The 22,910-nt window shown below is 65.1% G+C and carries 24 protein-coding genes; 19 read left to right on the plus strand and 5 right to left on the minus strand.

Annotated features, from left to right (window positions below):
* Nucleotides 1–3 precede the first annotated feature (3 nt).
* From BGP85_RS10615 to BGP85_RS10705, 19 genes are all read left to right on the plus strand, one after another.
* Entirely contained in the window at nucleotides 4–1,992 is a 1,989-nt protein-coding gene (locus tag BGP85_RS10615) for a cytochrome D1 domain-containing protein (protein WP_103447121.1), read from the plus strand.
* Nucleotides 1,989–2,645: an SCO family protein gene (locus tag BGP85_RS10620; RefSeq protein WP_103447122.1), complete on the plus strand. Its 657-nt coding sequence runs from the start codon at nucleotides 1,989–1,991 to the stop codon at nucleotides 2,643–2,645. The genes BGP85_RS10615 and BGP85_RS10620 overlap by 4 nt, the downstream gene beginning before the upstream one ends.
* A gap of 23 nt (nucleotides 2,646–2,668) precedes the next feature.
* Complete coding sequence (locus tag BGP85_RS10625; RefSeq protein WP_103448240.1) at nucleotides 2,669–3,304, plus strand: SCO family protein; 636 nt, start codon at nucleotides 2,669–2,671, stop codon at nucleotides 3,302–3,304.
* Between the two features lie 3 nt (nucleotides 3,305–3,307).
* Nucleotides 3,308–4,825, plus strand: a complete 1,518-nt coding sequence (locus tag BGP85_RS10630; RefSeq protein WP_103447123.1) for a cytochrome c/ABC transporter substrate-binding protein — start codon at nucleotides 3,308–3,310, stop codon at nucleotides 4,823–4,825.
* Nucleotides 4,826–4,836: 11 nt separating this feature from the next.
* Nucleotides 4,837–5,478, plus strand: a complete 642-nt coding sequence (locus tag BGP85_RS10635) for a SurA N-terminal domain-containing protein (protein ID WP_103447124.1) — start codon at nucleotides 4,837–4,839, stop codon at nucleotides 5,476–5,478.
* Between the two features lie 236 nt (nucleotides 5,479–5,714).
* The gene (locus BGP85_RS10640; RefSeq protein WP_181004477.1) at nucleotides 5,715–6,248 is read left to right on the plus strand and encodes a response regulator; all 534 of its coding nucleotides are present in this window, start codon (nucleotides 5,715–5,717) and stop codon (nucleotides 6,246–6,248) included.
* Nucleotides 6,249–6,308: 60 nt separating this feature from the next.
* The gene (locus BGP85_RS10645; RefSeq protein ID WP_103447125.1) at nucleotides 6,309–7,991 is read left to right on the plus strand and encodes a GspE/PulE family protein; all 1,683 of its coding nucleotides are present in this window, start codon (nucleotides 6,309–6,311) and stop codon (nucleotides 7,989–7,991) included.
* Complete coding sequence (locus tag BGP85_RS10650; RefSeq protein WP_103447126.1) at nucleotides 7,975–8,754, plus strand: hypothetical protein; 780 nt, start codon at nucleotides 7,975–7,977, stop codon at nucleotides 8,752–8,754. Before BGP85_RS10645 ends, BGP85_RS10650 begins: the two co-directional genes overlap by 17 nt.
* Before the next feature lies 1 nt (nucleotide 8,755).
* A complete protein-coding gene (locus BGP85_RS10655; RefSeq protein ID WP_103447127.1) occupies nucleotides 8,756–9,298 on the plus strand; it encodes a PilN domain-containing protein in 543 nt (180 codons plus the stop codon).
* Nucleotides 9,285–9,848 carry a type 4a pilus biogenesis protein PilO gene (gene pilO, locus BGP85_RS10660; protein ID WP_103447128.1) on the plus strand — a complete coding sequence of 188 codons (564 nt, stop codon included), beginning with the start codon at nucleotides 9,285–9,287 and terminating at the stop codon, nucleotides 9,846–9,848. The genes BGP85_RS10655 and pilO overlap by 14 nt, the downstream gene beginning before the upstream one ends.
* Nucleotides 9,848–10,357 carry a hypothetical protein gene (locus tag BGP85_RS10665; protein WP_103447129.1) on the plus strand — a complete coding sequence of 170 codons (510 nt, stop codon included), beginning with the start codon at nucleotides 9,848–9,850 and terminating at the stop codon, nucleotides 10,355–10,357. Before pilO ends, BGP85_RS10665 begins: the two co-directional genes overlap by 1 nt.
* Nucleotides 10,354–12,246 carry a secretin N-terminal domain-containing protein gene (locus BGP85_RS10670; protein WP_103447130.1) on the plus strand — a complete coding sequence of 631 codons (1,893 nt, stop codon included), beginning with the start codon at nucleotides 10,354–10,356 and terminating at the stop codon, nucleotides 12,244–12,246. The genes BGP85_RS10665 and BGP85_RS10670 overlap by 4 nt, the downstream gene beginning before the upstream one ends.
* Complete coding sequence (locus BGP85_RS10675; RefSeq protein ID WP_103447131.1) at nucleotides 12,243–12,716, plus strand: type II secretion system protein; 474 nt, start codon at nucleotides 12,243–12,245, stop codon at nucleotides 12,714–12,716. Before BGP85_RS10670 ends, BGP85_RS10675 begins: the two co-directional genes overlap by 4 nt.
* Before the next feature lie 5 nt (nucleotides 12,717–12,721).
* A complete protein-coding gene (locus tag BGP85_RS10680) occupies nucleotides 12,722–13,096 on the plus strand; it encodes a type II secretion system protein (protein ID WP_103447132.1) in 375 nt (124 codons plus the stop codon).
* Entirely contained in the window at nucleotides 13,071–13,598 is a 528-nt protein-coding gene (locus tag BGP85_RS10685) for a type II secretion system protein (protein WP_103447133.1), read from the plus strand. The genes BGP85_RS10680 and BGP85_RS10685 overlap by 26 nt, the downstream gene beginning before the upstream one ends.
* On the plus strand, nucleotides 13,595–13,996 hold the full coding sequence (gene csgE / locus BGP85_RS10690; RefSeq protein ID WP_103447134.1) for a curli production assembly/transport protein CsgE: 402 nt from the start codon (nucleotides 13,595–13,597) through the stop codon (nucleotides 13,994–13,996). The genes BGP85_RS10685 and csgE overlap by 4 nt, the downstream gene beginning before the upstream one ends.
* Entirely contained in the window at nucleotides 13,993–14,406 is a 414-nt protein-coding gene (locus tag BGP85_RS10695; protein WP_103447135.1) for a curli assembly protein CsgF, read from the plus strand. The genes csgE and BGP85_RS10695 overlap by 4 nt, the downstream gene beginning before the upstream one ends.
* A gap of 34 nt (nucleotides 14,407–14,440) precedes the next feature.
* Entirely contained in the window at nucleotides 14,441–15,292 is an 852-nt protein-coding gene (locus tag BGP85_RS10700) for a CsgG/HfaB family protein (protein ID WP_103447136.1), read from the plus strand.
* A 740-nt stretch (nucleotides 15,293–16,032) separates the two neighbouring features.
* A complete protein-coding gene (locus tag BGP85_RS10705; RefSeq protein ID WP_103448242.1) occupies nucleotides 16,033–16,269 on the plus strand; it encodes a hypothetical protein in 237 nt (78 codons plus the stop codon).
* A gap of 21 nt (nucleotides 16,270–16,290) precedes the next feature.
* Here BGP85_RS10705 and alkB read toward each other — a convergent pair whose 3' ends face one another.
* The 5 genes from alkB to BGP85_RS10730 all read right to left on the minus strand — a co-directional run bounded on the left by alkB (nucleotide 16,291) and on the right by BGP85_RS10730 (nucleotide 22,630).
* Entirely contained in the window at nucleotides 16,291–16,935 is a 645-nt protein-coding gene (alkB, locus tag BGP85_RS10710) for a DNA oxidative demethylase AlkB (RefSeq protein WP_103447137.1), read from the minus strand.
* Nucleotides 16,936–17,086: 151 nt separating this feature from the next.
* Complete coding sequence (locus BGP85_RS10715; protein WP_103447138.1) at nucleotides 17,087–18,532, minus strand: curlin; 1,446 nt, start codon at nucleotides 18,530–18,532, stop codon at nucleotides 17,087–17,089.
* Nucleotides 18,533–18,548: 16 nt separating this feature from the next.
* Nucleotides 18,549–19,019 carry a curlin gene (locus tag BGP85_RS10720; RefSeq protein ID WP_103447139.1) on the minus strand — a complete coding sequence of 157 codons (471 nt, stop codon included), beginning with the start codon at nucleotides 19,017–19,019 and terminating at the stop codon, nucleotides 18,549–18,551.
* 15 nt (nucleotides 19,020–19,034) lie between these two features.
* Entirely contained in the window at nucleotides 19,035–21,269 is a 2,235-nt protein-coding gene (locus BGP85_RS10725; RefSeq protein ID WP_103447140.1) for an Ig-like domain-containing protein, read from the minus strand.
* Nucleotides 21,270–21,301: 32 nt separating this feature from the next.
* On the minus strand, nucleotides 21,302–22,630 hold the full coding sequence (locus tag BGP85_RS10730) for a hypothetical protein (RefSeq protein WP_103447141.1): 1,329 nt from the start codon (nucleotides 22,628–22,630) through the stop codon (nucleotides 21,302–21,304).
* Between the last annotated feature and the right edge of the window lie 280 nt (nucleotides 22,631–22,910).

Consider the following 22,910-nt stretch of genomic DNA (forward strand, 5'->3'; position numbering starts at 1 on the left):
AGCATGTACAAGAACAAGAAGACTCGGCCTGCAGTACTGGGGGTGATGCTGGGTGCGGTGCTGATCGGTTTGGGCGTGGCTTATGAAAAGCTCTGGTGCGACCCGCGCGAGCTGCTGCAGGAGCCTGGCGACCCGCAGGCCCTGCACCGGCTCAGCCGCGATGGCGTGACGGTGGAGTTCGAGGCGCGCCCCTTGGCCGGCGGCGATGTGCGTGAAGGGGCCTTTGCCAACATCCGCTTCAAGGTCACCGACCAGGCCAGCGGCCAGCCGCTGTCGGGCATGGCGCCGGGGGCCTGGATCGACCCGGCGCAGTCGGCACCGCTCGAAGGCGGCAACCGCGATCAGAGCTGCAAGGCTCGTGTTGCGCTGTTCCTCAAGAGCAGCATCGGCGCTCGCCCGTTGCTGGACCTGAACAGCTACTTCCTGCTGGTGCTGAACAAGGACGCCAGCCTGACCGTGATCGACCCGACGGTGTCGGTGGGCGGCATCACCAGTACCCTGGCGCGCATCGACCTGCCGGGCCGGCCCATGGACTGGGCGGCAACCGGGGATGACAAGCAGGTGTTCGTGTCGATCCCCGAGCGTGGCCAGGTGGCGGTCGTCGATACCGAAACCTTCACCCGTGTGGCGACCCTGGATGCAGGCGAATCACCGGTGCGCTTGGCCTTGCAGCCGGACCAGCACCGGCTGTGGGTTGGTAACAACAGCCGCAACCCGGCCAAAGGCGGGGTGACGGTGATCGACGTCCCGTCGCGCAGCACCCTGAAGTCGTTCGCCACCGGCTCCGGGCACCACGAAATCGCCTTCAGCGCCGACTCGCGCTACGCCTTTGTCAGCAACCGCGACGGCGGCACGCTGAGCATCATCGACATCCCCGGGATGCGCCTGGTGAAAACCCTGGAGGTCGGCCCGCACCCGCTGTCGGTGGCCTACTCGGCGCTGTCCCAGGCGGTCTACGTGGCCGACGGTGAAGAGGGTACGGTGCGGGTGATCGATGCCCGCAGCCACCAGCTGCGCCACATCGTCAAGGCCGAGCAGGGCCTTGGGCCGATGCGCTTCAGCCGCGATGGCCGCTGGGGCATCGTGCTCAACACCATGGACAACCAGGCGCTGGTGATCGACGCCAGTACCGACACGCTGATCCACCGCGTACCGGTGGCGGCCGAGCCGTACCAGCTGACCTTCACCAAAGGCTATGCCTACATCCGCGGGCTGGCCTCGCCCAAGGTCAGCATGATCAACCTGAGCAGCCTGGGCGAAGGGCGCCAGCCGATCGTGCAGGGCTTCGAAGCCGGCCCTGCGGCGCCACGCCAGGCCGGTGACCTGCCAGTGGCCCAAGGATTGTCGGTGTCGCGGGACGACAATTCGGTATTCGTGGTCAACCCGGTGGACAACACCACCTACTTCTATGCCGAAGGCATGAACGCCCCGATGTCTGGCTACAACAACCGTGGCCACCAGGCCCGCGCGACTCTGGTTATCGACCGCAGCCTGCGCGAACTGGCCCCCGGGGTGTATGGCTCGACGGTGAAAATGCCGGCGGCAGGTACGTTCGATGTGGCCTTTCTGCTCAACCAGCCGCAGATCATCCACTGCTTCAGCACCGAGGTGGCCGCCGCGCCGGATGCGAGCAAGCGCCGGGGTGCGCATGCCGAGTTCATCGGCCTTGACCAGCCCATGCCGCAGCAAACGGTGTTCACCGCCAAGGTGCGCATCGTCGGCGACGACGGTCGGCCACGGGTCGGTCTGGACGACCTGACCCTGCGCTATTTCCTGGCACCCTCGTCGCTGCCGCGCAACCTGCCGCTGGTTGAGGTGGGTGATGGCGTGTACCAGGCGCCGCTGACCTTGCCCGAAGCCGGAGCCTGGTACCTGCATGTGCAGTCGCCGTCGCTCGGACGCAAGTTCGCCGAAGAAAACTACACGAGCCTGCGCGTGCTGCCCGCCGCTGCGGCTACTGCTTCCCAGACCGAAGTGAGGAATGTGCGATGAACGCCAAGCATTCTTTCCAGCTGCTTGCCCTGAGCCTGGCATTGGCCAGCAACCTGGCCCTGGCCCATGCCGGCCATGAACACGACAGCCACGCCGGGCAGCCGCCGGCGGCACACCAGGAGAAGGCCAGTGTGCGCTTTGCCGATGTCTCGCTGCTCAACCAGAATGGCATGCCGGTACGCCTGGAAAAGGACCTGGTAGGCGAGCACCTGGTGGTCATGGGCTTCATCTACACCAGCTGCACCACGGTGTGCCCGGTGGTGTCGTCGATCATGGGCAAGGTCCAGCAACAGCTGGGCGGGCGTGTGGGCGAGGAGATCCAGCTGGTGTCGATCAGCGTCGACCCGCAGCGTGACGACGCCAAGCGCCTGCAGAATTATGCCAAAGCCTTCCAGCACGGCCCGGGCTGGAGCTGGCTGACCGGCTCGCAGTACGCGATCACTGAAACCCTCAAGGGCCTCGGCAGCTTCAGTGCCGACCTCAGCCAGCATCCGCCGCTGATCCTGGTGGGTGATGGCCGCACGGGCCACTGGACCCGCTACTACGGCTTTACCGACCCGGCCGTGCTGGTCGAGGAAATCAACCGCCTGAGTGCCCGCCGCGTGCACGCCAAGAGCACCGCCATCGCCGAACACAGTGAGGTGCAGCCATGAGCAGCACAGCCCGCCACACCACGATGCGCAGCACCGACTGGCTGGCCCTGGTGGCCGTGCTGTGGATCCTTAGTTCGGTCGCGTTCGCCCACGAGGGCCATGCACCGCAGGGCCCCAGCCCGCAACCGGCACCGCCGACCATGGCCAGCGGCGGCGGCACCCGCGATGCGCAAACCTGGTTCACCGACACCATGCTCAAGGACCAGAACGGTCGCGAACTGCGCTTCTACAGCGATGTGCTCAAGGACAAGGTGGTGATGCTCAACGTGATATTCACCCACTGCACCGACGCCTGCCCGCTGATCACCCGCAAGCTGCGTGACGTGCGCGATGCCATGGGGCCGCAGCTGGCCCGCCAGGTGACCTTCGTGTCGATCAGTAGCGATCCGCTCAACGACTCCCCGGCAGCGCTCAAGGCCTTCGCCGAGAAGCAAGGCGTGGACAGCACCAACTGGCTGTTCCTCACCGGCGACAAGGCCGATGTCGACCTGGTGCTGGGGCGCATCGGCCAGTTCCTGCCCAGCCCCGAGCAGCATTCGACCCAGCTGATCGCCGGTGACGTGGCTGGCAAGCGCTGGAGCAAGATCCGCCCGGATGCACCGCCTGCGGCCATCGCCCAGCGCATGCAGCTGCTGGCCCAACCGCTGGCCGGGCGTTGAGCCATGAAACCCTGGGCAGTGCTGTTGAGCCTGGCCCTCTGTGGCCCGGCGCTGGCGCTCGACCTTACCCCGAATGAACAGGCCGGCAAGCGCCTGTACCGGCAAGGGGTATCGAGCAGCGACGCACAGCTGATGGCCCGGGTCGGCGCCAGCGACATCAGCGTCCCCGCCAGCGTGCTGCCCTGCGCCAGTTGCCACGGCGCAGACGGGCGCGGGCGTGCAGAAGGCGGGGTGCGCCCACCCAGCCTCGACTGGCAGCGCCTGGCACTGGGGCAGGGTGAGCGGCAAAGCAACGCTCGCAGCTACCCGGCCTACAACGACGGCACACTGGCCCGCGCGATCCAGCACGGCATCGATCCGGCGGGGCAGCGGCTGGACCCCGCCATGCCGCGCTTCGAGCTGACCCTGGCTGACCAGCGCAACCTCACGGCTTATCTCAAACGCCTGGGCGAGGAACGCGACCCCGGCGTGGAAGAAGGCGTGCTGCGCCTGGGCACCTTGCTGCCCGCCAATGGCCCGTTGGCAGATGCCGGGCATGTCGTGCGTGCCGTACTGGAGGATGGTGTGGCGCAGATCAACCAGCAGGGCGGCATTCATGGCCGGCGCCTGGAACTGGTGGTAGCCGATACCGGCACCGATCAGGCCAGTGCCGCACTCGCCTTGCAACGCTTGCTCGATCAGGGCCAAGTCTTCACCCTGATCGCGCCGTTGGCGCCCATGCTCGATCAACAACTGCCGGCACTGCTCGAACAACGGGGTGTGCCGTTGATCGGCAACACACCGCGCAGCGGTGCCAGTTCTCAGATTTTCGACCCCATGCCAGGTATTGCTAGCCAATTGCTGAGCCTGGCCGAACATGCCAGGAGCAGCCTGGGCCTGGCGCCCGATAGTTTGCGCGTGGTGTACGCCGGCAACGAGCAGGCGGCATTGGCTGAAGAGGTGCGCGAACGTTTGCGCCAGCAAGGCTGGGCACCGCCAGCGATCCAAGCATTTGATGGCCAGGCCGTGGAAGGGCCGGGCATCGTCTTCGTCGGCCGTGCCCAGGCTTTTGCCGCGCTGGCCCAGGCGCTACAGGCCGAAGGTCGTGAGCCTTACCTGTTCGCTGCCTCCAGCCAGGTGGCGGGAGCCGTGGCCGGCTTGCCAGCGCAGTGGTCGCAACGGGTGTTCCTGGCCTATCCGTTCGTGCCTGACGATTGGAGCGAGCAGGGCATGGCGGCCCTGGCCGGGCTGCAACGACGCCAAGGCCTCGACCCACGCCAGGCGTCGCTGCAGGTCAACACCATGTGTGCCCTGAAGTTGTTGTCCGAAGCCCTGAAGCAGATTGGCCGCGATGCCAGCCGCGAACAGCTGGTGGCCGCCCTGGAGGGCCTGCACGATGTCGACACCGGCCTGACCCCGGCGCTGGGCTTCGGCCCCGGCAGGCGCCAAGGCATGGCCGGTGCCCATGTCGTCGCAGTGGCGTTGCCCGGGCCACGCTTTACCGCCGTTGCCCCGTACCGGCCGCTGCCGTCCAGCCCTTGAGCGGAGGTGCCATGCATATCCTGTTGCTGTGCCTGTTGCTGGTGGTTGCCAAGGCGAGCTGGGCCGACGTGCCCGCTGCGCGGGTTAACGGCGTGACGATTGACGTGATGCGCCTGGAGCGTTATTTCACCGAGTACCTGCAAGCCCAGGGCAGGACACTGACCAGTATCCGCAACCCGACGCTGTACAAGCGCCTGCGCGACCAGGCCCTGGACGAGCTGATCGACAAGGAGCTGCTCTGGCAGGAGGCGCAACGTTCAGGTATTCACATCAGTGATGAGCAGGTATCAGCGCAAGTTGGCGAAATCGAAGCCGCCTTCGGCAGCCCGGCACTGTTCGAAAGGCGCCTGGCGGATGCAGGTTTCGATCGGGCAGATTACGCTGATTACATGCGCCATGAACTGGCCGCACAGCAGCTGTACGCCCGGCTCAGCGCGGTACACGAGCCCAGCCGGGCCGACGTCGAGGCGTTCTACCAGGCCAACCGCCAAAACCTGCAAGGAGCGCAGAACCAAAGTGATAATTACTCGGTCATACCCGAGCAGGGCCTGCAGTTGGCCAGGGCCGCGCTCATCGGTCAGCTGCAGGCGCAGGCGCGCGATTCCGTGCGCCAACGTTTGCGCGAATCCGCTACAGTGGAAATCGCTGACTGAGCCTTCGAAAGGATTTCCCCAAAGCTGGGGAATAACGGTTTGGCAAAGTGCCATCACTTCCCCCGGATGTGGGGAACCGGGCCTACGCCTGTGTTGCAGGGGTTGGCACAGCCTTGCAGGATCAATGACTTACAGTGGTGCGAAATGAGTATTCACGCCTGGCACGAAGCCTGCTCAAGCCTTATCGAGGCCGCACTTCGCAAACCGGGTAACCGGGCAGCATTTGGGAGTCGACCTTGGTGAACAGAGTATTGGTAGTCGATGACGAACAGACCCTTGCGCAAAACCTGCAGGCGTACCTGCAGGGACAAGGCCTGGATGCTCACGTCGCCCACGACGGTGCCAGTGGTATCGAGCAGGCTCAAAGCCTGGCACCGGAAGTGATTGTGCTGGATTACCGCTTGCCCGACATGGAGGGGTTTCAGGTCCTGGAGACCGTGCGCAAGGACAGGGAGTACCATTTCGTGTTGATCACCGCCCACCCGACTGTCGAAGTCCGTGAGCGCGCCGCCGAACTTGGTGTGAGTCATGTCCTGTTCAAGCCGTTCCCGTTGGCGGAACTGGCCCGCGCGATCTTCGACCTGTTGGGCATCGAGCGCCGGCGCAGGGCCACTGACAATCCAGCCGAAGGGTTTATCGAACGACGCCAGAACAGGAACGAATCGTTCCCCTTGCAGTTGTACGATGGCAGCTGGGTGTTGGCCGATCGCCGCCGTAATGGCGCCAAGCCCCCAGGCCCTGACGACGAACAACTGCTCACCGGGGAATAGCGGCGCCCGCTGCCCTGGCCAAGCCAGCCTGCGACGCGCCCCTGAGCGGAGTCGCAGGCCATGTCAGACGTACTCGATACAGGTGCAGGCAAGCACAGCGCCTACCCCCGCGAACTCCTGGCCCAGGCCCGCCTGCAAGCGGGTGACGAGCGCCTGCTCAACTGCCTGGAGCGCCTGGCCAACGAAACCCCCGACCGCTTCATCTGCCGCCTTGGCCTGACCCTGCATTACCCAGTGCTGGAAACCCAGGCCCTGCTGGCCAGCAGCCCGCGCTTCGACAAGGTCAGCCTGGCCCAGTGCCTGAAGCGCGAGTTCGTGCTGATCGAGCAGGACGGCGAGCTGATCGGCGTCTTCGCCGACCCCTTCGACCACGCTCGCCTGGCCTGGATCGACGACAACCTGCCAGGCGCGCCGTTGTACCTGGCCCACGCGGCCGACCTGGCCACCTTCCTGGCCCGCCACGAAGAAAGCTTCCACGCGGTCGACGCCCTGGACCATGACGCCGAATCCAGCGGTGAGATCGACCCGCTACAACGCCTGTCGCTGACCAGCATCAGCGAAGACCAGAGCAAGGTGGTCAAGCTGGTCAACTCGACCCTGTACGACGCCCTCAAGCAGCACGCCAGCGATATCCACCTGGGCATGACCGGCCAGGGCCTGGTCATCAAGTACCGCATCGACGGGGTGCTCAATGGCGCCGGCAAGGCCAGCGGCAGTGCCTTTGCCGATCAGGTGATCTCGCGCATCAAGGTCATGGCCGAGCTGGACATCGGTGAAAAGCGCGTGCCTCAGGATGGCCGCTTCAAGGTCGCCATCGGCGAGCGGCAGATCGACTTCCGGGTGTCGATCATGCCGAGCATCTTCGGCGAGGATGCGGTGTTGCGGGTGCTCGACAAGCAGGACCTTTCCGACCGCGTCAGTGGCGTGCAGCTGCAGGCCCTGGGCTTTGCCGACGAAACCTTGCGCGCCCTGCGCCGGCTGGCTGCCGAGCCCTACGGCATGATCCTGGTCACCGGCCCCACTGGCAGCGGCAAGACCACCACCCTGTACGCGATGATCAGCGAGATCAACCATGGCGTGGACAAGATCATCACCATCGAAGACCCGGTCGAGTACCAGCTGCCCGGCGTGTTGCAGATTCCGGTCAACGAGAAGAAGGGCCTGACCTTCGCCCGCGGCTTACGCTCGATCCTGCGCCACGACCCGGACAAGATCCTGGTCGGCGAGATCCGCGACCCCGACACCGCACAGATCGCCGTGCAGTCGGCGCTGACCGGCCACCTGGTGTTCACCACCATCCACGCCAACAACGTGTTCGATGTGATCGGCCGCTTCAGCCAGATGCAGGTTGACCCCTACAGCTTCGTCTCGGCCCTCAATGCCGTGCTGGCCCAGCGCCTGATCCGCCTGGCCTGCCCGCACTGCTGCACGCCGTGCGAGGCCGATGAAGACACCCTGACCGCCTCGGGCCTGACCCGTGAAGCGGTAACCGCTTGGAAGTTCGTCCGCGCCCAGGGCTGCGGCCAGTGCCGTGGCAGCGGCTACCGCGGCCGCAGCGCGATTGCCGAGCTGCTGCATCTGGACGATGACCTGCGGCAGATGATCGTCGAACGCCGCCCCCTCTCGCAGATCAAGCAGCTGGCCTGCCAACGCGGCCTGCGCCTGCTGCGTGCCTCGGCCCTGGACCTGGTCCGTGATGGCCGCACCACACTCGAGGAGATCAACCGTGTCACATTCATCTGAACGTTTCTGTGCCGTACTCGGTGCTGAAGGTGTCGGCCTGGGTCGCGCGCACGGCAATCAAACGCAGTGGCTGGGCAGCCGCGAGTTCACCTGCGATGCCGCGCAACCGGCCTGGGAAGCCGCCTTGCAAGCCTTGAGTGCACTGCTGGCCGAGCACGCCGTCAAAGGCGCTCAGCTGCGCGTGCTGCTCTCGGCCCGCTACAGCCGCTTCTGCCTGGTGCCTTGGAGCGATGCCATCGGCCACCCACGCGAGCTGGATGCCTACGCCCGGGCCTGCTTCGAAAACCTCTACGGCCAATCGCTGGATGACTGGCGCATTGTCCTCTCGCCCGAGCCAGCCGGTGCCGCACGCATCGCCACCGCGCTGCCCGAAGCCCTGTTGCAAGGCCTGCAGAGCCTGGGCCGGGAAAGCCGCCTGAACCTGCGTTCGGTGCAGCCTTACCTGATGGCCGCCTACAACCGCTGCTCGGCGCAACTGGAGCAGGGCGACTTCCTGTTCGTGCTCGCCGAACCGCGCCGCAGTGTGCTGCTGCTGGCCGCCGGCGGTGCCTGGCAACAGGTGCTGGCCCAGGGCTGCGCCGACAGTGACCAGGCCCTGCAGGCGCTGATCGAACGCACCTGCGAGCTGTACGGCGAGAATCTGCCCCGGGTCTACCTGCATGCCCCAGGGCGCGGCGACGTGCCGCAATTGGCGGCGGTGCAGCTGTGCCAGCCGGCCGGCGACAGCGACCCGCTGTGCGCCATGTGGCGGGCGGTGGCCTGACATGCGCCACCTCGACCTGGAATTCCAGCCCCGTCGCAGTGGCCCGTTGGCCTGGTCGCTACTGGCCCTGGGCGCCGTCGTCGTCGCTGGGCTGGTGCTGGTGCAACAGCGGCTGCAGGTCGAGCAGGTAGACCTGGAAACCCGCGTGCACAGCCTGGAACTGCAACTGGGCCGCCGCCCGGCCCCGGTCGCCCCGCAAAACAGCGCCGCCAGCCGCGAACAGGCCGAACGCCTGGCCCAGATGCGCAGCGTCTCGCAGCAGCTGCAACGGCCCTGGCAACAGCTGTTCGCCATGCTCGAAGCGCAGCCACAGGAAGACGTGGCACTGCTGACCCTGACCCCGGATGCGCGCAAGGGCCAGGTGCGCATCACCGCCGAGGCACGCAACCTGGAAGCGATGCTGCAGTACCACCTGCGCCTGGAGCAAAGCGACGAGCTCAGCGATGTCTCGCTGCTCAACCATGAAGTGGTGGCCGGGCAGCCTGAGCACCCGGTGCGCTTCAACCTTACCGCCACCTGGGAGATTGGCCATGCACGTCCCTGATGCTGTCAACAGCCTCGTCCTCCAGGAGCGCCTGCGCCGCATCGGCCCGGTTGGCCTGGGCGCCGCCGCCGTCGCCGTGCTCGCCGTCGCTGTCGCCATGGCCGGCGTGGTCCCCGAGTGGCAGGCCGTGCGCGAACTGCGTGCCAGCGAAGCGGATGCCAGCGTGCAGGTCGAACGGGTCAAGCGCGGCGAGCTGAAGATCGCCGTCAAACCCGAGCAGCAGGCGCTGGACAGTCTGCGCCAGCAACTGCCCGGGCAGCCTGAAGCGAGCGAGCTGATCGAGCGCCTCTACCACCTGGCCAGTGCCGAGCACATCAGCCTGGCGCGCGGCGAGTACGCCCTGGGCGTCGATCCGAAGACCCAGCTGTCGCGATACCAGATCATCCTGCCAGTACGCGGCAGCTACCCGCAGATCCGCGGCTTCCTGCGCGGCCTGATCGGCCAGTTGCCGACTCTGGTGCTGGAAGACCTCGAACTGAAGCGCAAAACCATCGGCGATACCGAACTCAACGGCCGGGTGCGCCTGACCCTCTACCTGTCGAGGTCGTGATGAACACACAACGCGCAGTGATGTGGGCCGCGTTCCTCGGGGTGTCGGCAGCACTGGCATGGGCACCCGGGCACTGGTTCAGCCAGCAAGACAGCGTCGCCCCCTTCGCAGGGAAGCCCGCTCCCACAGCGCCGGTGTCGCCTGCAGAACCTGTGGGCGCGGGCTTGCCGGCGAAGGGGCCGGAACAGGCCTCCAAAGATCTGTTCCCAGCCCAGCAATGGACCAAGCCACAAGCCCTGGCCACCGTCAGCGAACAACCCGTAGCCGCCGCGCCCGTCGTAGCTGCGGCCCCCACCGCCCCGGCGCTGCCGTTCCAGTTCGTCGGCCGCATGGGCGACCGCGACGACCTGCAGATCTTCTTGCAGAGCGGGGAAAAGCTGTACGTCGTGCGCAAGGGTGACGTGATCGACAGCACCTATCGCCTCGACAGAGTCTCGGCCAACGAGCTGGACCTGGTTTATCTGCCTTTGCATCAGCCACAGACCTTGTCTGTAGGGAGCGCACCATGAAGTCGTCGAAACTGTGCAAGCCTGCTCCGTTCCTGCTCCTGGCGCTGTGCGTGGCCATCGCCGGCTGCGGTTCCAGCGGGGTGCGCAAGGACAGCGCCGAGCTGATGAAGGAAGGCCAGTACGAAGCGGGTATCGCCCGCCTGGAAGAAGCCTTGCGCGACAGCCCGCGTGACATCGAGCTGAACATCGCCCTGGCCCATGGTCGCCAGACCGCGGTGGAAGCGCTGATCAGCCAGGCCGATGCCGACCGCATCCGCCACGACTTCACCAGCGCGCGCATGGGCTACAGCCGGGTGCTGACCATCGAGCCGAACAACCGTCGCGCCCAGGAAGGCATCCGCCATCTGGAGCTGATCCGCACCCTCGACGAACGCGTAGCTCTGGGCCAGGCCGCGCTGCGCCAGGGCGACCTGTTCGGCGCCGAGCGCTACATGCGCGAAGTACTGCGCCTGGACCCGCAGAACCAGAAGGGCATCGCCCTGCGCACCGACATCGAGAATGTCCAGGCGCGCACCGCCACGCCGTTCCCGCAACTGCGCAGCAAGCTGGAGCGCCCGGTGACCCTGGAGTTCCGTGACGCCGGCCTGAAGACCATCTTCGAGGTGCTGTCGCAGGTTGCCGGTATCAACTTCATCTTCGACAAGGATCTGCGTCCCGACATGAAGGCCACCATCTTCGTGCGTGATGTGCGCATCGAAGATGCCGTGTCGCTGCTGCTGGAGCAGAACCAGCTGCGGCAGAAGATCGTCAACGACAACACCTTGCTGATCTACCCCGATTCGCCGCAGAAGACCAAGGACTACCAGGAACTGGTCATGCGTACCTTCTACCTGACCAGCATCGACGCCAACACGGCGCTGAACATGGTCAAGACCATGCTCAAGACCCGTGACGTGTTCGTCGACGAGCGCCTCAATACTCTGACCATGCGCGACACCCCCGACGCCGTGCGCATGGCCGAAAAACTGCTGCAGTCCCAGGACCAGTCCAACCCCGAAGTGGTGCTGGAAGTGGAGGTGATGGAGGTTGCCACCTCGCGCATCCTCGACCTTGGCCTGCAATGGCCCAACACCTTCGGTGTGCTGAGCGACGACGGCAACCCGGTCAGCGTGCTGGACCAGCTGCGCGGCATCAACTCCAGCCGCATCAGCATCGCGCCGGCTCCGCAGGCCAAGATCAATGCCCAGGACAAGGACATCAACACCTTGGCCAGCCCAGTGATCCGCGTCAGCAACCGTGAGCAGGCACGCATTCACATCGGCCAGCGGGTGCCGATCATCAGTGCCACCTCGGTGCCTTCCACCCAGGGCCCGGTGATCACCGAAAGCGTCACCTACCTGGACGTCGGTCTGAAGCTCGAAGTGCAGCCCACCGTGCACCTGAACAACGAAGTGGCGATCAAGGTGGCGCTGGAAGTCAGTAACGCCACCCCACTGGAAGCCACCCGCCAGGGCACCATCCCGGTTCAGGTCGACACCCGCAACGCACAGACCAGCCTGCGCCTGCACGATGGCGAAACCCAGGTGCTGGCCGGCCTGGTGCGCAACGACCACAACGCCAGCGGCAACAAGATCCCCGGCCTGGGTGACATCCCAGGCCTGGGGCGGCTGTTCGGCAGCAACAAGGACGACATGAGCAAGTCCGAGCTGGTGCTGGCGATCACCCCGCGCATCGTGCGCAACCTGCCGTACCAGAGCCCGTCGGACATGGAGTTCGGCACTGGCACCGAATCGAGCATGCAGGTGCGCCAGACGATGCCGCTGCCACCGCGTGACGTGCCGGGCGACGTACCGAGCGATAGCCGCGACAGCGCGCCGACCGTGCAAAGCCAAGTGGCCAGTGCCCCGGCCACTGCCCCAGCCACGGTCACTGTGAGCACACGGCCATGAAACGCCGCCAGCAGGGTTTCAGCCTGATCGAAGTGGTGCTGACCCTGGCCCTGCTCGGGATGCTCGCGACCATGGCCGCACCCCTGACCGAAACGGTGGTGCGCCGTGGCAAGGAGCAGCAGCTGCGCGAGGCGCTTTACCAGATCCGCGACGCCATCGACGCCTACAAGCGTGCCTTCGACGCCGGGTTCATCGAAAAGCGCCTGGATGCCAGCGGCTACCCGCCGAACCTGCAGGTGCTGGTCGAAGGCGTGCGCGATGTGCGCAGTGCCAAGGGAGCCAAGTTCTATTTCCTGCGGCGCATCCCCCACGACCCGCTGGTGGCGGCCAAGAACCAGGACGACGGCGGTTGGGGCCTGCGCGCCTACGCCAGCAGCCCGGACAACCCACGCGAAGGCGAAGATGTGTTCGACGTGTATTCCAAGGCCCGTGGCAAGGGCCTCAACAACATCCCTTACGGGCAATGGTGACAGCCATGAAACGCAGCAAAGGCTTCACCCTGATCGAACTGCTGGTGGTGATGGCGATCATCGCCACGCTGATGACCATCGCCATGCCGCGCTACTTCAACAGCCTGGACAGCTCCCGCGAGGCCACCTTGCGCCAGAGCCTGGCGGTGCTGCGTGAAGCCCTGGACCACTACTACGGCGACACCGGCCATTACCCGGACTCACTGGAGCAATTGGTTGAGCAGCGCTACCTGCGCAATACCCCGGTTGACCCCATCACTGAGCGCAGCGACGCCTGGCAGCTGGTGCCACCACCAGAAGGCGTGGCCGGTGGCGTGGCCGACATCAAGAGCGGTGCCACAGGGAGGGCGCGTGATGGCAGCCTCTTTGCGCAATGGTAAGGCCAGCGCCGGCTTCACCTACCTGGGCGTGCTGCTGTTGATCGCGATCAGCAGCGTCGCACTGGCCGCTACCGGTACGGTGTGGTCAAGCGTTGCGCAGCGCGAGCATGAGCGCGAGCTGCTGTGGGTCGGTGGCCAGTATGCTCAGGCCCTGCGCAGCTACTATCGCGCCTCGCCGGGCCTGGCCCAGTACCCCAAGGAGCTGGTCGACCTGCTCGAAGACAACCGCTTCCCGGAGGCCAAGCGGCATATCCGCCGTCTGTACCCGGACCCGATCACCAACAGTGACGACTGGGGCCTGCTGCGCGCAATCGATGGGCGTATCACCGGCGTGCATAGCCGCTCCGATGCCACCCCGTTCAAGCGCAGTGGCTTCGAAACACAGTTCTCTGGTTTCGAAGGCCTGGAGCACTACAGCGACTGGCAGTTTGTCGCCGAGCAGGCCTTCAACGAGAGTGCCGGCGGTGCTCGGACCCACGCCGGCCCGGGAGACACGCCATGAAACGCCTGCAGGCCCTGTACCTGTGCCTGCTGTTGGCAGCCGGGGTGCCGGGTACGGCCATGGCCGACGCCGAGGACGAGATGAAGGGTTTTATCGTCGACAACACCATCTCGCACATCGGCCACGACTTTTACTACTACTTCGCCGACCGCCTGCGCGCCACCAGCCGCCTGGACTTCAACCTGGTGGTGCGCGAACGCCCGGATGCCCGCTGGGGCAGCCTGGTGACCGTAGAGTTCGACCGTGACGTGCTGTACCGACGCTTTCTGCCGCCGAACGTCACGCAATTAAAAGAAGAGGCCGTCGCGGCCGCCGACCTGGTCAAGCAGGAAGTCATTCAGCGTAAGCTGCAACGGCTGCTGCAGGACACCACTGATCTGGATAGGGATGAGCTATGAACACGTGCATACCCCGTTGCCTTGCGGCTGGCCTGCTGCTCAGTGCCTGCGCCGCCTCCGCCACCGAGCTGGTGTACACCCCGGTCAACCCGGCGTTCGGCGGCAACCCGTTGAACGGCACCTGGCTGCTGAACAACGCCCAGGCGCAGAACGATTACGACGACCCGGACCTCAAGGACCGCGCATCCGCCTTTGGCGGTACCTCGGCCCTGGAGCGCTTCAGCAACCAGCTGGAGTCCCGAATGCTGTCGCAACTGATGGACAACATCAGCAACGGCAAGACCGGCAGCATGGCCACTGACGCGTTCCTGATCGATGTCATCGATGACTCCGGTGCGCTGAGCATCAAGGTCACTGACCGCGCCACAGGAGAAACTTCGCTCATTGAGGTCAGTGGCCTGAACCCCTGAGAGGGACTGGTCGTTTAGCTGGGGAGAGAGCACCATGAAACGTCTGTTGAGCACTCTACTGATTGTCGCCGCGCTGGCGGGCCTGCAAGGTTGCGGCCTGCGCGAACCGATGCCGGCCGAACAGGACACGGAAACCCCGACTCTGACGCCGCGGGCCTCGACCTACTACGACCTGATCAACATGCCGCGCCCGAAAGGCCGCCTGATGGCCGTGGTGTACGGCTTCCGCGACCAGACCGGGCAGTACAAGCCGACCCCGGCCAGCTCGTTCTCCACCAGTGTCACCCAGGGCGCGGCGAGCATGCTGATGGATGCCCTGAATGCCAGCGGCTGGTTCGTGGTGCTGGAACGCGAAGGCCTGCAGAACCTGCTGACCGAACGCAAGATCATCCGTGCTTCGCAGAAGAAGCCCGACGTGCCCGAGAACATCATGAGCGAACTGCCACCGTTGCAGGCCGCCAACCTGATGCTCGAAGGCGGCATCATCGCCTACGACACCAACGTGCGCAGTGGCGGCGAGGGCGCCCGTTACCTGGGCGTCGACATCTCCCGCGAATACCGGGTCGACCAGGTCACGGTCAACCTGCGCGCGGTGGACGTGCGCACCGGGCAGGTGCTGGCCAACGTCATGACCAGCAAGACCATCTACTCGATCGGCCGCAATGCCGGGGTGTTCAAGTTCATTGAGTTCAAGAAGCTGCTGGAAGCTGAGGTCGGCTACACCACCAACGAACCGGCGCAGCTGTGCGTGCTGTCGGCGATCGAGGCGGCGGTGGGGCATCTGCTGGCCCAGGGGATCGAGCGGCGCTTGTGGCAGGTGGCGGGGGATCCGGGGGAAGGCAAGGCCGAAGTGGACAAGTTCCTTAGCCAGAACCAGCAGCAGTGAATGGCTTGGGGGTTGGCTTGAGGTATCTGGCGCCTGTGAGATCGAGCGCCGCCCGCGCGGCGCATCGCGAGCTGGCGCTCGCTCCTACGTTTGTTTCGGGCCAATAACGCCTGTGACGGGCGCGCGCGACCGCCTTGTTGGTACGGCGCGATATCGCGTCATGCGCCAAAGCGTACGCGCGCGAATCCCACAGAAATAATTGGCCCGAAACAAACGTAGGAGCGAGCGCCAGCTCGCGATGCGCCGCGCGGGCGGCGCTCGATGTCAGCCCCACCCAAGCTTGAGAGCCATACACCACCAGCCATTTCCCCAGCATCGACCGCGTCAGCAGGTGAGGATGTGGCGGCCAGCAGGAGAAGTGTTACTGCACATGCCCTTCGCTTGAAACGCTTCCCCGACACCGGTAGTCTTGGCGCGCTGCTGTAAATCCAGCAGTCGGGTTTGGTCACCCGCAATCATCAAGGCGCACAAGCGCCCGCTCTGAGATACAGTTGGCGCTTTTTTGTGCCCGGCTGTTTCGTTTTATGGCGGCTGTGCGTGGGGCGCCTCCGTGCGCGCCGGTTTCCTTGATTCCCGGTTGACCAACCCGCGTACAGTCGCCACCCTTTCGTTTGGTCACGTTGTGTGGCGGCTCCAGTGAATCAAGGAGCGACACAATGACAAAAGGCTTACCTGATCCTCCCGTACGCGCCACCACGGCGGCCTCCAGTTTCTCCACCTGTGAATCCAGCCATCCACCGTTGTTTGCCGTGCGCTCGGGGGTGGATTACGAAGATGCGTTGGTGCACCTGTCCACGTTGCTGAAAGGAGCGTTTGCGACCAATCTGAAGGCGCTGGAGCTGGCCAAGGGGACCTGTCGTGATCTGTTGTTGAGTAATGACCATGGGCTGGATTCAGCCAAGGCGGTGGTGGAGGCGTTGCTGGACGGGGTTGAGCGGCAGCAGCTGGCCGGGCGGAAGACGGTGTCGGGTATCTGACAGTCGGCCCTGCGTACTGGGTCAACCTGCCTTGCGCAAGGTCAGGTTGATCCGCCGTTCCCCCATCCGCGGATGCCCCCCCGGCTTTATCGGCAACACCCCATGAAAGCGCAGCCGATCTTCGCCGCCCCACACCAGCACATCACCATGGTTCAAAGGTATCCGCTGAGTTCTGTCCGAGCGCTGCAACCCACCAAACAGAAACACCGCCGGCAGCCCCAGTGAGATCGACACGATCGGCTGGCCGAAGTCCTGCTCGTCGCGGTCCTGGTGCAGGCTCAGGCGGGTGCCGGGCAGGTAATGGTTGACCAGACAGGCATCAGGCACGAAACCCTCGAAGCCGGCTGCCGCCGCTGCGCGACCCGCCAGTTCGAGCAGGATCTGGGGCAGGGCGGGCCAGGGCTGGCCGCTGACGGGGTCGATGGGGCTGTAGCGGTAGCCTTTGGCATCACTGACCCAACCTAGCGACCCGCAATTGGTCAACGCCACCGCCATGTTCAGGCCGCCCGGTGTTTGCATGTGCCGGAACGGCGCGGCACGCAGCACCGGGCGTAGAGCGTCGAGCAGCGGCTCGATCACGGCCAGGGCGAAGCCGGGCAGCAGCACGGTGTGGCTGGCCAGGCGTTGCGGCTGGGGGCCGAACAGGTCGAGGTCGGACTGGATCATGGTGCGACGGCGTGATGTGAGGATGTCAGGCATTGTAAGGCAAACACGGCCCCACAGGGATTGCATCAGGCGTGAGGGGCTATACAGAGGCAGAAAAAAAGGAACCGCGACGCCAGGGAGAGGAGACGCCGCGGTTCAAGGGGGGAGCTGGTCAGCGTTGGGTAGCGGTGGCTGTGTTGCCGTTGCCCATCTGGCTGATGGTGGCGCTCTGGTAGGCGCCGCTCTGGTTGACGATGGCCGCGTTGTTGTTGCCGCCCTGGGTCACGTAGGCGACGTTGGCGCTGTCAGCCTGCTTGATGGTGGCGCTGTTGCCACTGCCATACAGTTGGTTGGTATAGCTCTGGTTGGCATAGCCGGACTGGTCCAGGTTGATGCTGTTGCCACTGCCGGTGGACGAGCCGAAGGCGTAGTTGTCGGTGCCGCGCTGGTCGGCGATGAGGCTGTTGTCGCTTCCGTTCTGCTCGAAGTACAGCTCGTTGTAGCTGTCGGCCTGCTTGGTCTCCATGGTGTTGCCGGTGCCTTTCTGGCTCAGCGTGGCCAGTTGGTACTCGCCGTTCTGGGTCAGGTTGGCGCTGTTGCTGGTGCCGTTCTGGTTGATGTTGGCGGTTTGGTTCTTGCCGAACTGGCCGCCCATCTTGTCGCCTTTCCAGTTGCTGGCCAGGACCTTGTTGCCGGTGCCCTTGCTGTTGACGGTCAGGCTCTGGTTGTCACCGGTCTGGTAGGTGAAGCTGCTGTTGCTCTTGCCGCCTTGGGAGACGGTGGTGTTCGAGTTGTTGGTCTCGAACTGATCCGACCAGCTGGCGTTGGACTGGCCCTGTTGATACAGGTTGGCGACGTTGTCCTTGCCGAAGCTCTGGTCGATGTAGCCTTCGTTGGTCTGGCCGGTCTGGTTGACCGTGGCGCGGGCGCCGGTCTGGGTGTCCTGCCAGACCTCCACCGAGTGGCCAGTGCCGTACTGGTCGATGTTGATGGTGCCACCGTTGCCGTCGCGCTGGTCGCCGTAGGCGAAGTTCTGCTTGCCTTGCTGGTAGATCTGCACATAGCCATCGTTGTGCAGGATGTGCTCGGAGGTCGCGTAGTTGTCCTGGCCATCCTGGGTGATGTTGGCGCGGTTGTTACTGCCGCCGAACAGCTGCTCGACGAAGGCTTCGTTGCGCTGGCCGCTCTGGGTGGTGGTGACCTGGCTGCCGGTCTGGGTGTCCTGCCACACGGTCGAGCGGTTTTCGCTGCCTTGCTGGTTCTGCAGCGACTGGTTGTTCTCGCCCACCGACTGGCTGGCGAAGGCGTCGTTGTAGGAGCCAGCGGCCTGCTGGGTGATCTGGCTGCCATTTTCGAACAGCTGCTCGCCGTAGCCGGCGTTGTACGAACCACTGGCGGTCTGGTTGATGGTGCTGGTGCTGTTTTCCTGCACCGCCAGGTGGTTGTGGCCCTTGCCGGTCTGCGTCTGGGTGGCCGCGGCGAACGGCGCAACCGTCTGCTGCACCTCGGCGATGTTCTGGTTGCCGGTCTGCGACTGGTTCGAGGTGCTGTCGTCAGCCATGACCTGGCCGGCCAGGGCCAGGACGATAGCGGCGCTTAGGGGAGCGAGCTTGAACATGGTGGTGCCTCCAGGTCTATCGGTATTGGGTGATCTGAACACGCTGGCCATTGCCGGCTTGGGTCACTGAGCTGCTCAGGCCTGTGCCGGCCTGCTCGATACTGGCGCTGTTGTTGTTGCCGATCTGATCGATGCTGGCGCTGTTGCTGGTGCCGCTCTGACGGATCGCAGCGCTGTTGCCATATCCCTGTTGGCTGATGTTGGCCATCAGGTCACTGCCTTCCTGCAGGATGTACGCCTCTTGCGCGCCCCCGGCCTGGACGATGCGGCCCAGCAGGGCCTGGCCGTGCTGGTCGAGGGCGGCGCGGTTGCCGTTGCCTTGCTGCTCGATCACCGCCGCCTGGCCGGCACCGACCGGCAGCAGGCGGATGATCACCGGTTCACCGAGGTCGCTGCCGGGTGCAAGGTCGGCGTTGTCCATCAGGTCATCGGCCCCGGCCTGGCCCGCCAGGGCCAGGCTCAGCAGCAGTGGATACAGGCGCTTCATGGTATTCTCCTGGCCTTACTGCACAGTCACGTTGACAGTGCGGGTACTGCCCTGGCTGCTCGTCACGGTGGCGGTCGGTGCCGCAGTCGGGACGATCGTGGTGCTGTTGCTCACCGTCAGGCGCCAGCGGCCGGTCACCGGTACCGTGGTGGTGCCGAGGGTCTGCACACCGGTGGTGGTGGTGACCCGCACGGTGATGGTGTTGCCGGTGGTCACCGACGAGGTGCCGCTGACGTCCCAGTTGTACCGGTTGTTCGAGCGGGCCAGGACGGTGGCTGCGGTGACCGTGAAGGTCTCGCCGGCTGCAGGCCGTGGCTGCACGTTGACCGTGACGGTGGCTGGCGCGGAGACCGCACCCAGGGAGTCACGCGCCTGGTAGGTGAAGGTAGTGGTGAACGCCGTCGTCACCGTGGCCGGAGGGGTGTAGCTGACCGTGGTGCCATCAGTGCTCACGGTGCCGCGACCGGCTGCTGGCTGGGTCAGGTTGACCACGTTCAGCGGCACGTTGCCTTCCGGATCGGTGTCGTTGGCCAATACATTGATGGTCAGCGGGGCGGCCAAGGTTGTCACGGTTTCCGGGTTGGCGGTCGGTGCCTGGTTGGGCGCGACGTTGACGGTCACGGTGGCCGGTTCCGACTTCAGGCCCTTGGCGTCCATCGCCCGGTAGGTGAAGGTCGCCACCACCGGCTGCGTGGCACCTGGTGGTGGGGTGTAGGTCACCGAGGTGCTGCCGTTGAGCGCCACGCCACCCAGGCCGGTACCGGGTTGAGTGAGGTCGGTAATGCTTAGTGGCACGTTGCCGTCCGGGTCGCTGTCGTTGAGCAGCAGGTTTATCGTCAGCGGCACCCCGATGCTGGTGCTGCCGACATCGGCCTGGGCCAGCGGTGGCTGGTTGGCCGCTTCGACCGGTGCGGTGCCGACCACCACCACGGGTTCGACATCGACACCGCCATGGCTCGACTTGATGGTGACGGTGGCCGGAGGCTGGGTCAGGTCATTGATGGTGAGGGTCTGCAGCGTGCCGGACTTGGACAGGCGGCCGTAGCCCTGGGCGACCATGTCCGGGATCACCACTCCATCGCTGGAGCGCGCCTCGATCGTCAGTCGTTTGTTGGCCCACTCGTAGCGCGCGGTGCTGACTTTGACCACATCGGAAAGCTTGCTCGAAATGGCGGTCGGCTGGGTGTTGATGTCGCTGCTGCTGGCGGTCACCACGACTACCGGCGGCGGCGCCAGCTGGCTCAGTTGCTGGCTGAAGAACAGCCCGTTGTTGTCCGACGTCATGCTGAACTGGCAGGGCGAGGGCGGGGTACCGACCAGCGCCAGGCCACTGCGCAAGCAGACGCTGGCGGTGTTCGGCGCCTTGGCGAATACCTCCACCCGGGTGCCACTGCCATTGCGCGAGTAGGTGGCCCGCTCCAGCGAGGCTGGCAGCTGCGGACGTTGGTCGAGCACTTTGCCGGAAACCGTGAACAGGCTGGTTTCGATGCGCCCGGGCGGGCCGTCGATGCGGATGAAATTGGTGCCGAAGGGGCTGCCCTTGATCGCTTCCGGCCGGTTGGGGTCGCCGATGAAGGTGTCGGTGGTGCCGGTCTCCGGGTTGACTGCGGTATAGGGTGCGCCGAAGCCTTGGATGAACGGGCCGATCGCACCATTGAGCGCACCGGTGAAGTTGCCCGGGGCGCCGATGCCGATGTCACGGGTGATGTTGATCGCCCGGCGACCGGGTGTGGTGACGTTGACCGTCTCCACGCCGTAGGGGTGGGTGATGGTGTAGGTACCCGCAGTGGGTACCGAGACGCGCAGACGGATGCGGGCAAAGCTCTGCTGGTCACCATCGACCGGGTTGCCACCAGCGAATGCCGCTTCTATGCCCGCCACATAGGCGTCGAGCTCATAGCCGCTGTTGCCAACGGCAGGAATACTGGTTTCCGCCAGGAACCAGAACATCTCCGATGGCCAGTTGTCAGGGAACACCAAGGGCAGGGTATCGTCGAAGACGCCCGGCTCTGGCAGCAGGGTGCACATGTAGGCCGGTGCACCGGGTGCGCCAGCGACCAGGGTGCTGACGGCGTGTGAGCGGCACAATTCCAGTGACAGGCCGTTAGTGTCCTTGTACCACAACGGGAAACCGCCGGTGGCGAAGGTATAGGGGCCCGGGTCGACATCGGACAGGGTAGCCCAGGCCGCACTGCTGAGGGTGAGGGAGAAACCGGCGGCCAACAGCGCACGGCGTTGCCAAGTGTTCATGCTACCTCCTTGAAGGCGGAGCCTTTGTCTGTTCATGGCACCAGCACCACGTCTTCGATGTCGCTGCCGCCGTTGGCACTGGAGACCTGCACCTTGGCCGGCGGAACGGGTGACAAGTTGGCGGTCAGGCTTTTCTGCGCGCCGTCGCCTGTGAAGTTGCCAATGAAGGTGCCGTTGCCGGTGCGGGCAGTCATTGCTGGCGGGCTGGTTTCGTCACTGCTGGTGGCGATCACGCTCAGGGTGGCGTTGGCCAGGCTGTATTCGGCTTTGGTGATGGTGACCAGGTCGGTGAGCGGCATGTCGGCGGTGGTCACGCTGCTGGTGGGGATCGCCACGCTGTTGTCGGCGCTGACCAGCATGCTGGTCGGCAGTGCCGGGTTGAGCGCCGATTGGGCATACCAGGTACCGGTGCCATTGGCTTCGGTCAGTGGCAGGTTAGGGGTCTGGCTGGTCAGGGTGGCGCTGCCTGGCGGTGGCGGGGCCAGCACGAACACGTCCTGCTGGGCACGCAGGTCGCCGTTCTCGGTGTGCCGCGAATAGGTACTGCGCAATGGGATCAACGGGGTGGGCCGGACGACTTCGGAAAGCTTGCCGGAAACAGCGAACAGGTCGGTCCGCAGGTCGATGCCGTTGGGGCCTTCGATCCGCACGAAGTTGGTGTTGAACGGGCTGCCGGTGACGCGCTCGTTGAGGTTGGGGTCGCCAATGAATTTCTCGCTGCCTTCGGTGTAGGGGCCGTTGATGCTACGCAGGAACGGCCCGATATCGCCCTTCAAGGCGCCGGTATAAGTGCCAGCGGAGCCGATGCCGATGTCGCGGGTCATGTTGATCGCCCGGCGCCCGGCGGCGGGTACATCGAACACTTCGACGCCGTAGGGGTGGGTGATCACGTAGGTGCCGGCCACGGGAACGTCGACCCGGATCCGCACGCGGGCGAAGCTGATCTGGTCGTTTTCTGCCGGATCGCCACCGCCGAACGCGGCTTCGAGTGCGCTCACGTAGATCAGGTTGACCCCCCGGGCGACGTCGTTGATGGCAGCGTCGGCGGTGAACCAGAAGGATTCATCTGGCCAGTTGGTCGGGAAGACCAACGGCTTGGTGTCATCGAAGATGCCGGGCGCCGGCAACAGGGTGCACATGTACGACGGTGCGCCAGGGGCCCCGGCAACCCGTGAACTGACGGCCTTGGACAGGCACAGATCGAGGGTGCGGCCATGGGTGTCCTGGTACCAGGCGGCGTAGTGGCCGTTTTCAGGTGTGTAGGGCCCAGTGTCGACGGCATACAGCGCTGCCTGCGCCGGGAGCTGGAACAGGCCGGCGACGATCGCCACTGCCAGCATGTTGGGTATCGGTCGGAGCATGAGTCGGTTCCTCCTGCTAACGGGCCCATGGACTTGGGGCGTCTGGGAGGGCTAGCGCAACAGCCGTGCCAATTTTTTCATAAATGGCTGGAGGGCTTGTGGGACATGGGTTTCAGAGCGGTGGATGAATTTTTGGCAGGGTTTTTGATGGGCGGTGTTCCCCAGGATTGGGGGCAACGGTGGGGCTGGGAGAGCAGGTCTTGAGAGGTGTGGCGCTCGATCTTCCAGGCGACACACCCCTAAAGGCATGCACCTCGACGCCCACCAAAATCTCCCGCAC

The organism is Pseudomonas putida (assembly GCF_002906855.1).
Classification (GTDB): domain Bacteria; phylum Pseudomonadota; class Gammaproteobacteria; order Pseudomonadales; family Pseudomonadaceae; genus Aquipseudomonas; species Aquipseudomonas putida_N.

Bases quoted from the DNA above. Each gene is read 5' to 3' on its own strand.
- BGP85_RS10615 (WP_103447121.1), top strand. From the start codon at position 4: ATGTACAAGAACAAGAAGACTCGGCCTGCAGTACTGGGGGTGATGCTG.
- BGP85_RS10620 (WP_103447122.1), top strand. From the start codon at position 1,989: ATGAACGCCAAGCATTCTTTCCAGCTGCTTGCCCTGAGCCTGGCATTG.
- BGP85_RS10625 (WP_103448240.1), top strand. From the start codon at position 2,669: ATGCGCAGCACCGACTGGCTGGCCCTGGTGGCCGTGCTGTGGATCCTT.
- BGP85_RS10630 (WP_103447123.1), top strand. From the start codon at position 3,308: ATGAAACCCTGGGCAGTGCTGTTGAGCCTGGCCCTCTGTGGCCCGGCG.
- BGP85_RS10635 (WP_103447124.1), top strand. From the start codon at position 4,837: ATGCATATCCTGTTGCTGTGCCTGTTGCTGGTGGTTGCCAAGGCGAGC.
- BGP85_RS10645 (WP_103447125.1), top strand. From the start codon at position 6,309: ATGTCAGACGTACTCGATACAGGTGCAGGCAAGCACAGCGCCTACCCC.
- BGP85_RS10655 (WP_103447127.1), top strand. From the start codon at position 8,756: ATGCGCCACCTCGACCTGGAATTCCAGCCCCGTCGCAGTGGCCCGTTG.
- pilO (WP_103447128.1), top strand. From the start codon at position 9,285: ATGCACGTCCCTGATGCTGTCAACAGCCTCGTCCTCCAGGAGCGCCTG.
- BGP85_RS10665 (WP_103447129.1), top strand. From the start codon at position 9,848: ATGAACACACAACGCGCAGTGATGTGGGCCGCGTTCCTCGGGGTGTCG.
- BGP85_RS10670 (WP_103447130.1), top strand. From the start codon at position 10,354: ATGAAGTCGTCGAAACTGTGCAAGCCTGCTCCGTTCCTGCTCCTGGCG.
- BGP85_RS10675 (WP_103447131.1), top strand. From the start codon at position 12,243: ATGAAACGCCGCCAGCAGGGTTTCAGCCTGATCGAAGTGGTGCTGACC.
- BGP85_RS10680 (WP_103447132.1), top strand. From the start codon at position 12,722: ATGAAACGCAGCAAAGGCTTCACCCTGATCGAACTGCTGGTGGTGATG.
- BGP85_RS10685 (WP_103447133.1), top strand. From the start codon at position 13,071: ATGGCAGCCTCTTTGCGCAATGGTAAGGCCAGCGCCGGCTTCACCTAC.
- csgE (WP_103447134.1), top strand. From the start codon at position 13,595: ATGAAACGCCTGCAGGCCCTGTACCTGTGCCTGCTGTTGGCAGCCGGG.
- BGP85_RS10695 (WP_103447135.1), top strand. From the start codon at position 13,993: ATGAACACGTGCATACCCCGTTGCCTTGCGGCTGGCCTGCTGCTCAGT.
- BGP85_RS10700 (WP_103447136.1), top strand. From the start codon at position 14,441: ATGAAACGTCTGTTGAGCACTCTACTGATTGTCGCCGCGCTGGCGGGC.
- alkB (WP_103447137.1), bottom strand. From the start codon at position 16,935: ATGATCCAGTCCGACCTCGACCTGTTCGGCCCCCAGCCGCAACGCCTG.
- BGP85_RS10715 (WP_103447138.1), bottom strand. From the start codon at position 18,532: ATGTTCAAGCTCGCTCCCCTAAGCGCCGCTATCGTCCTGGCCCTGGCC.
- BGP85_RS10720 (WP_103447139.1), bottom strand. From the start codon at position 19,019: ATGAAGCGCCTGTATCCACTGCTGCTGAGCCTGGCCCTGGCGGGCCAG.
- BGP85_RS10725 (WP_103447140.1), bottom strand. From the start codon at position 21,269: ATGAACACTTGGCAACGCCGTGCGCTGTTGGCCGCCGGTTTCTCCCTC.
- BGP85_RS10730 (WP_103447141.1), bottom strand. From the start codon at position 22,630: ATGCTCCGACCGATACCCAACATGCTGGCAGTGGCGATCGTCGCCGGC.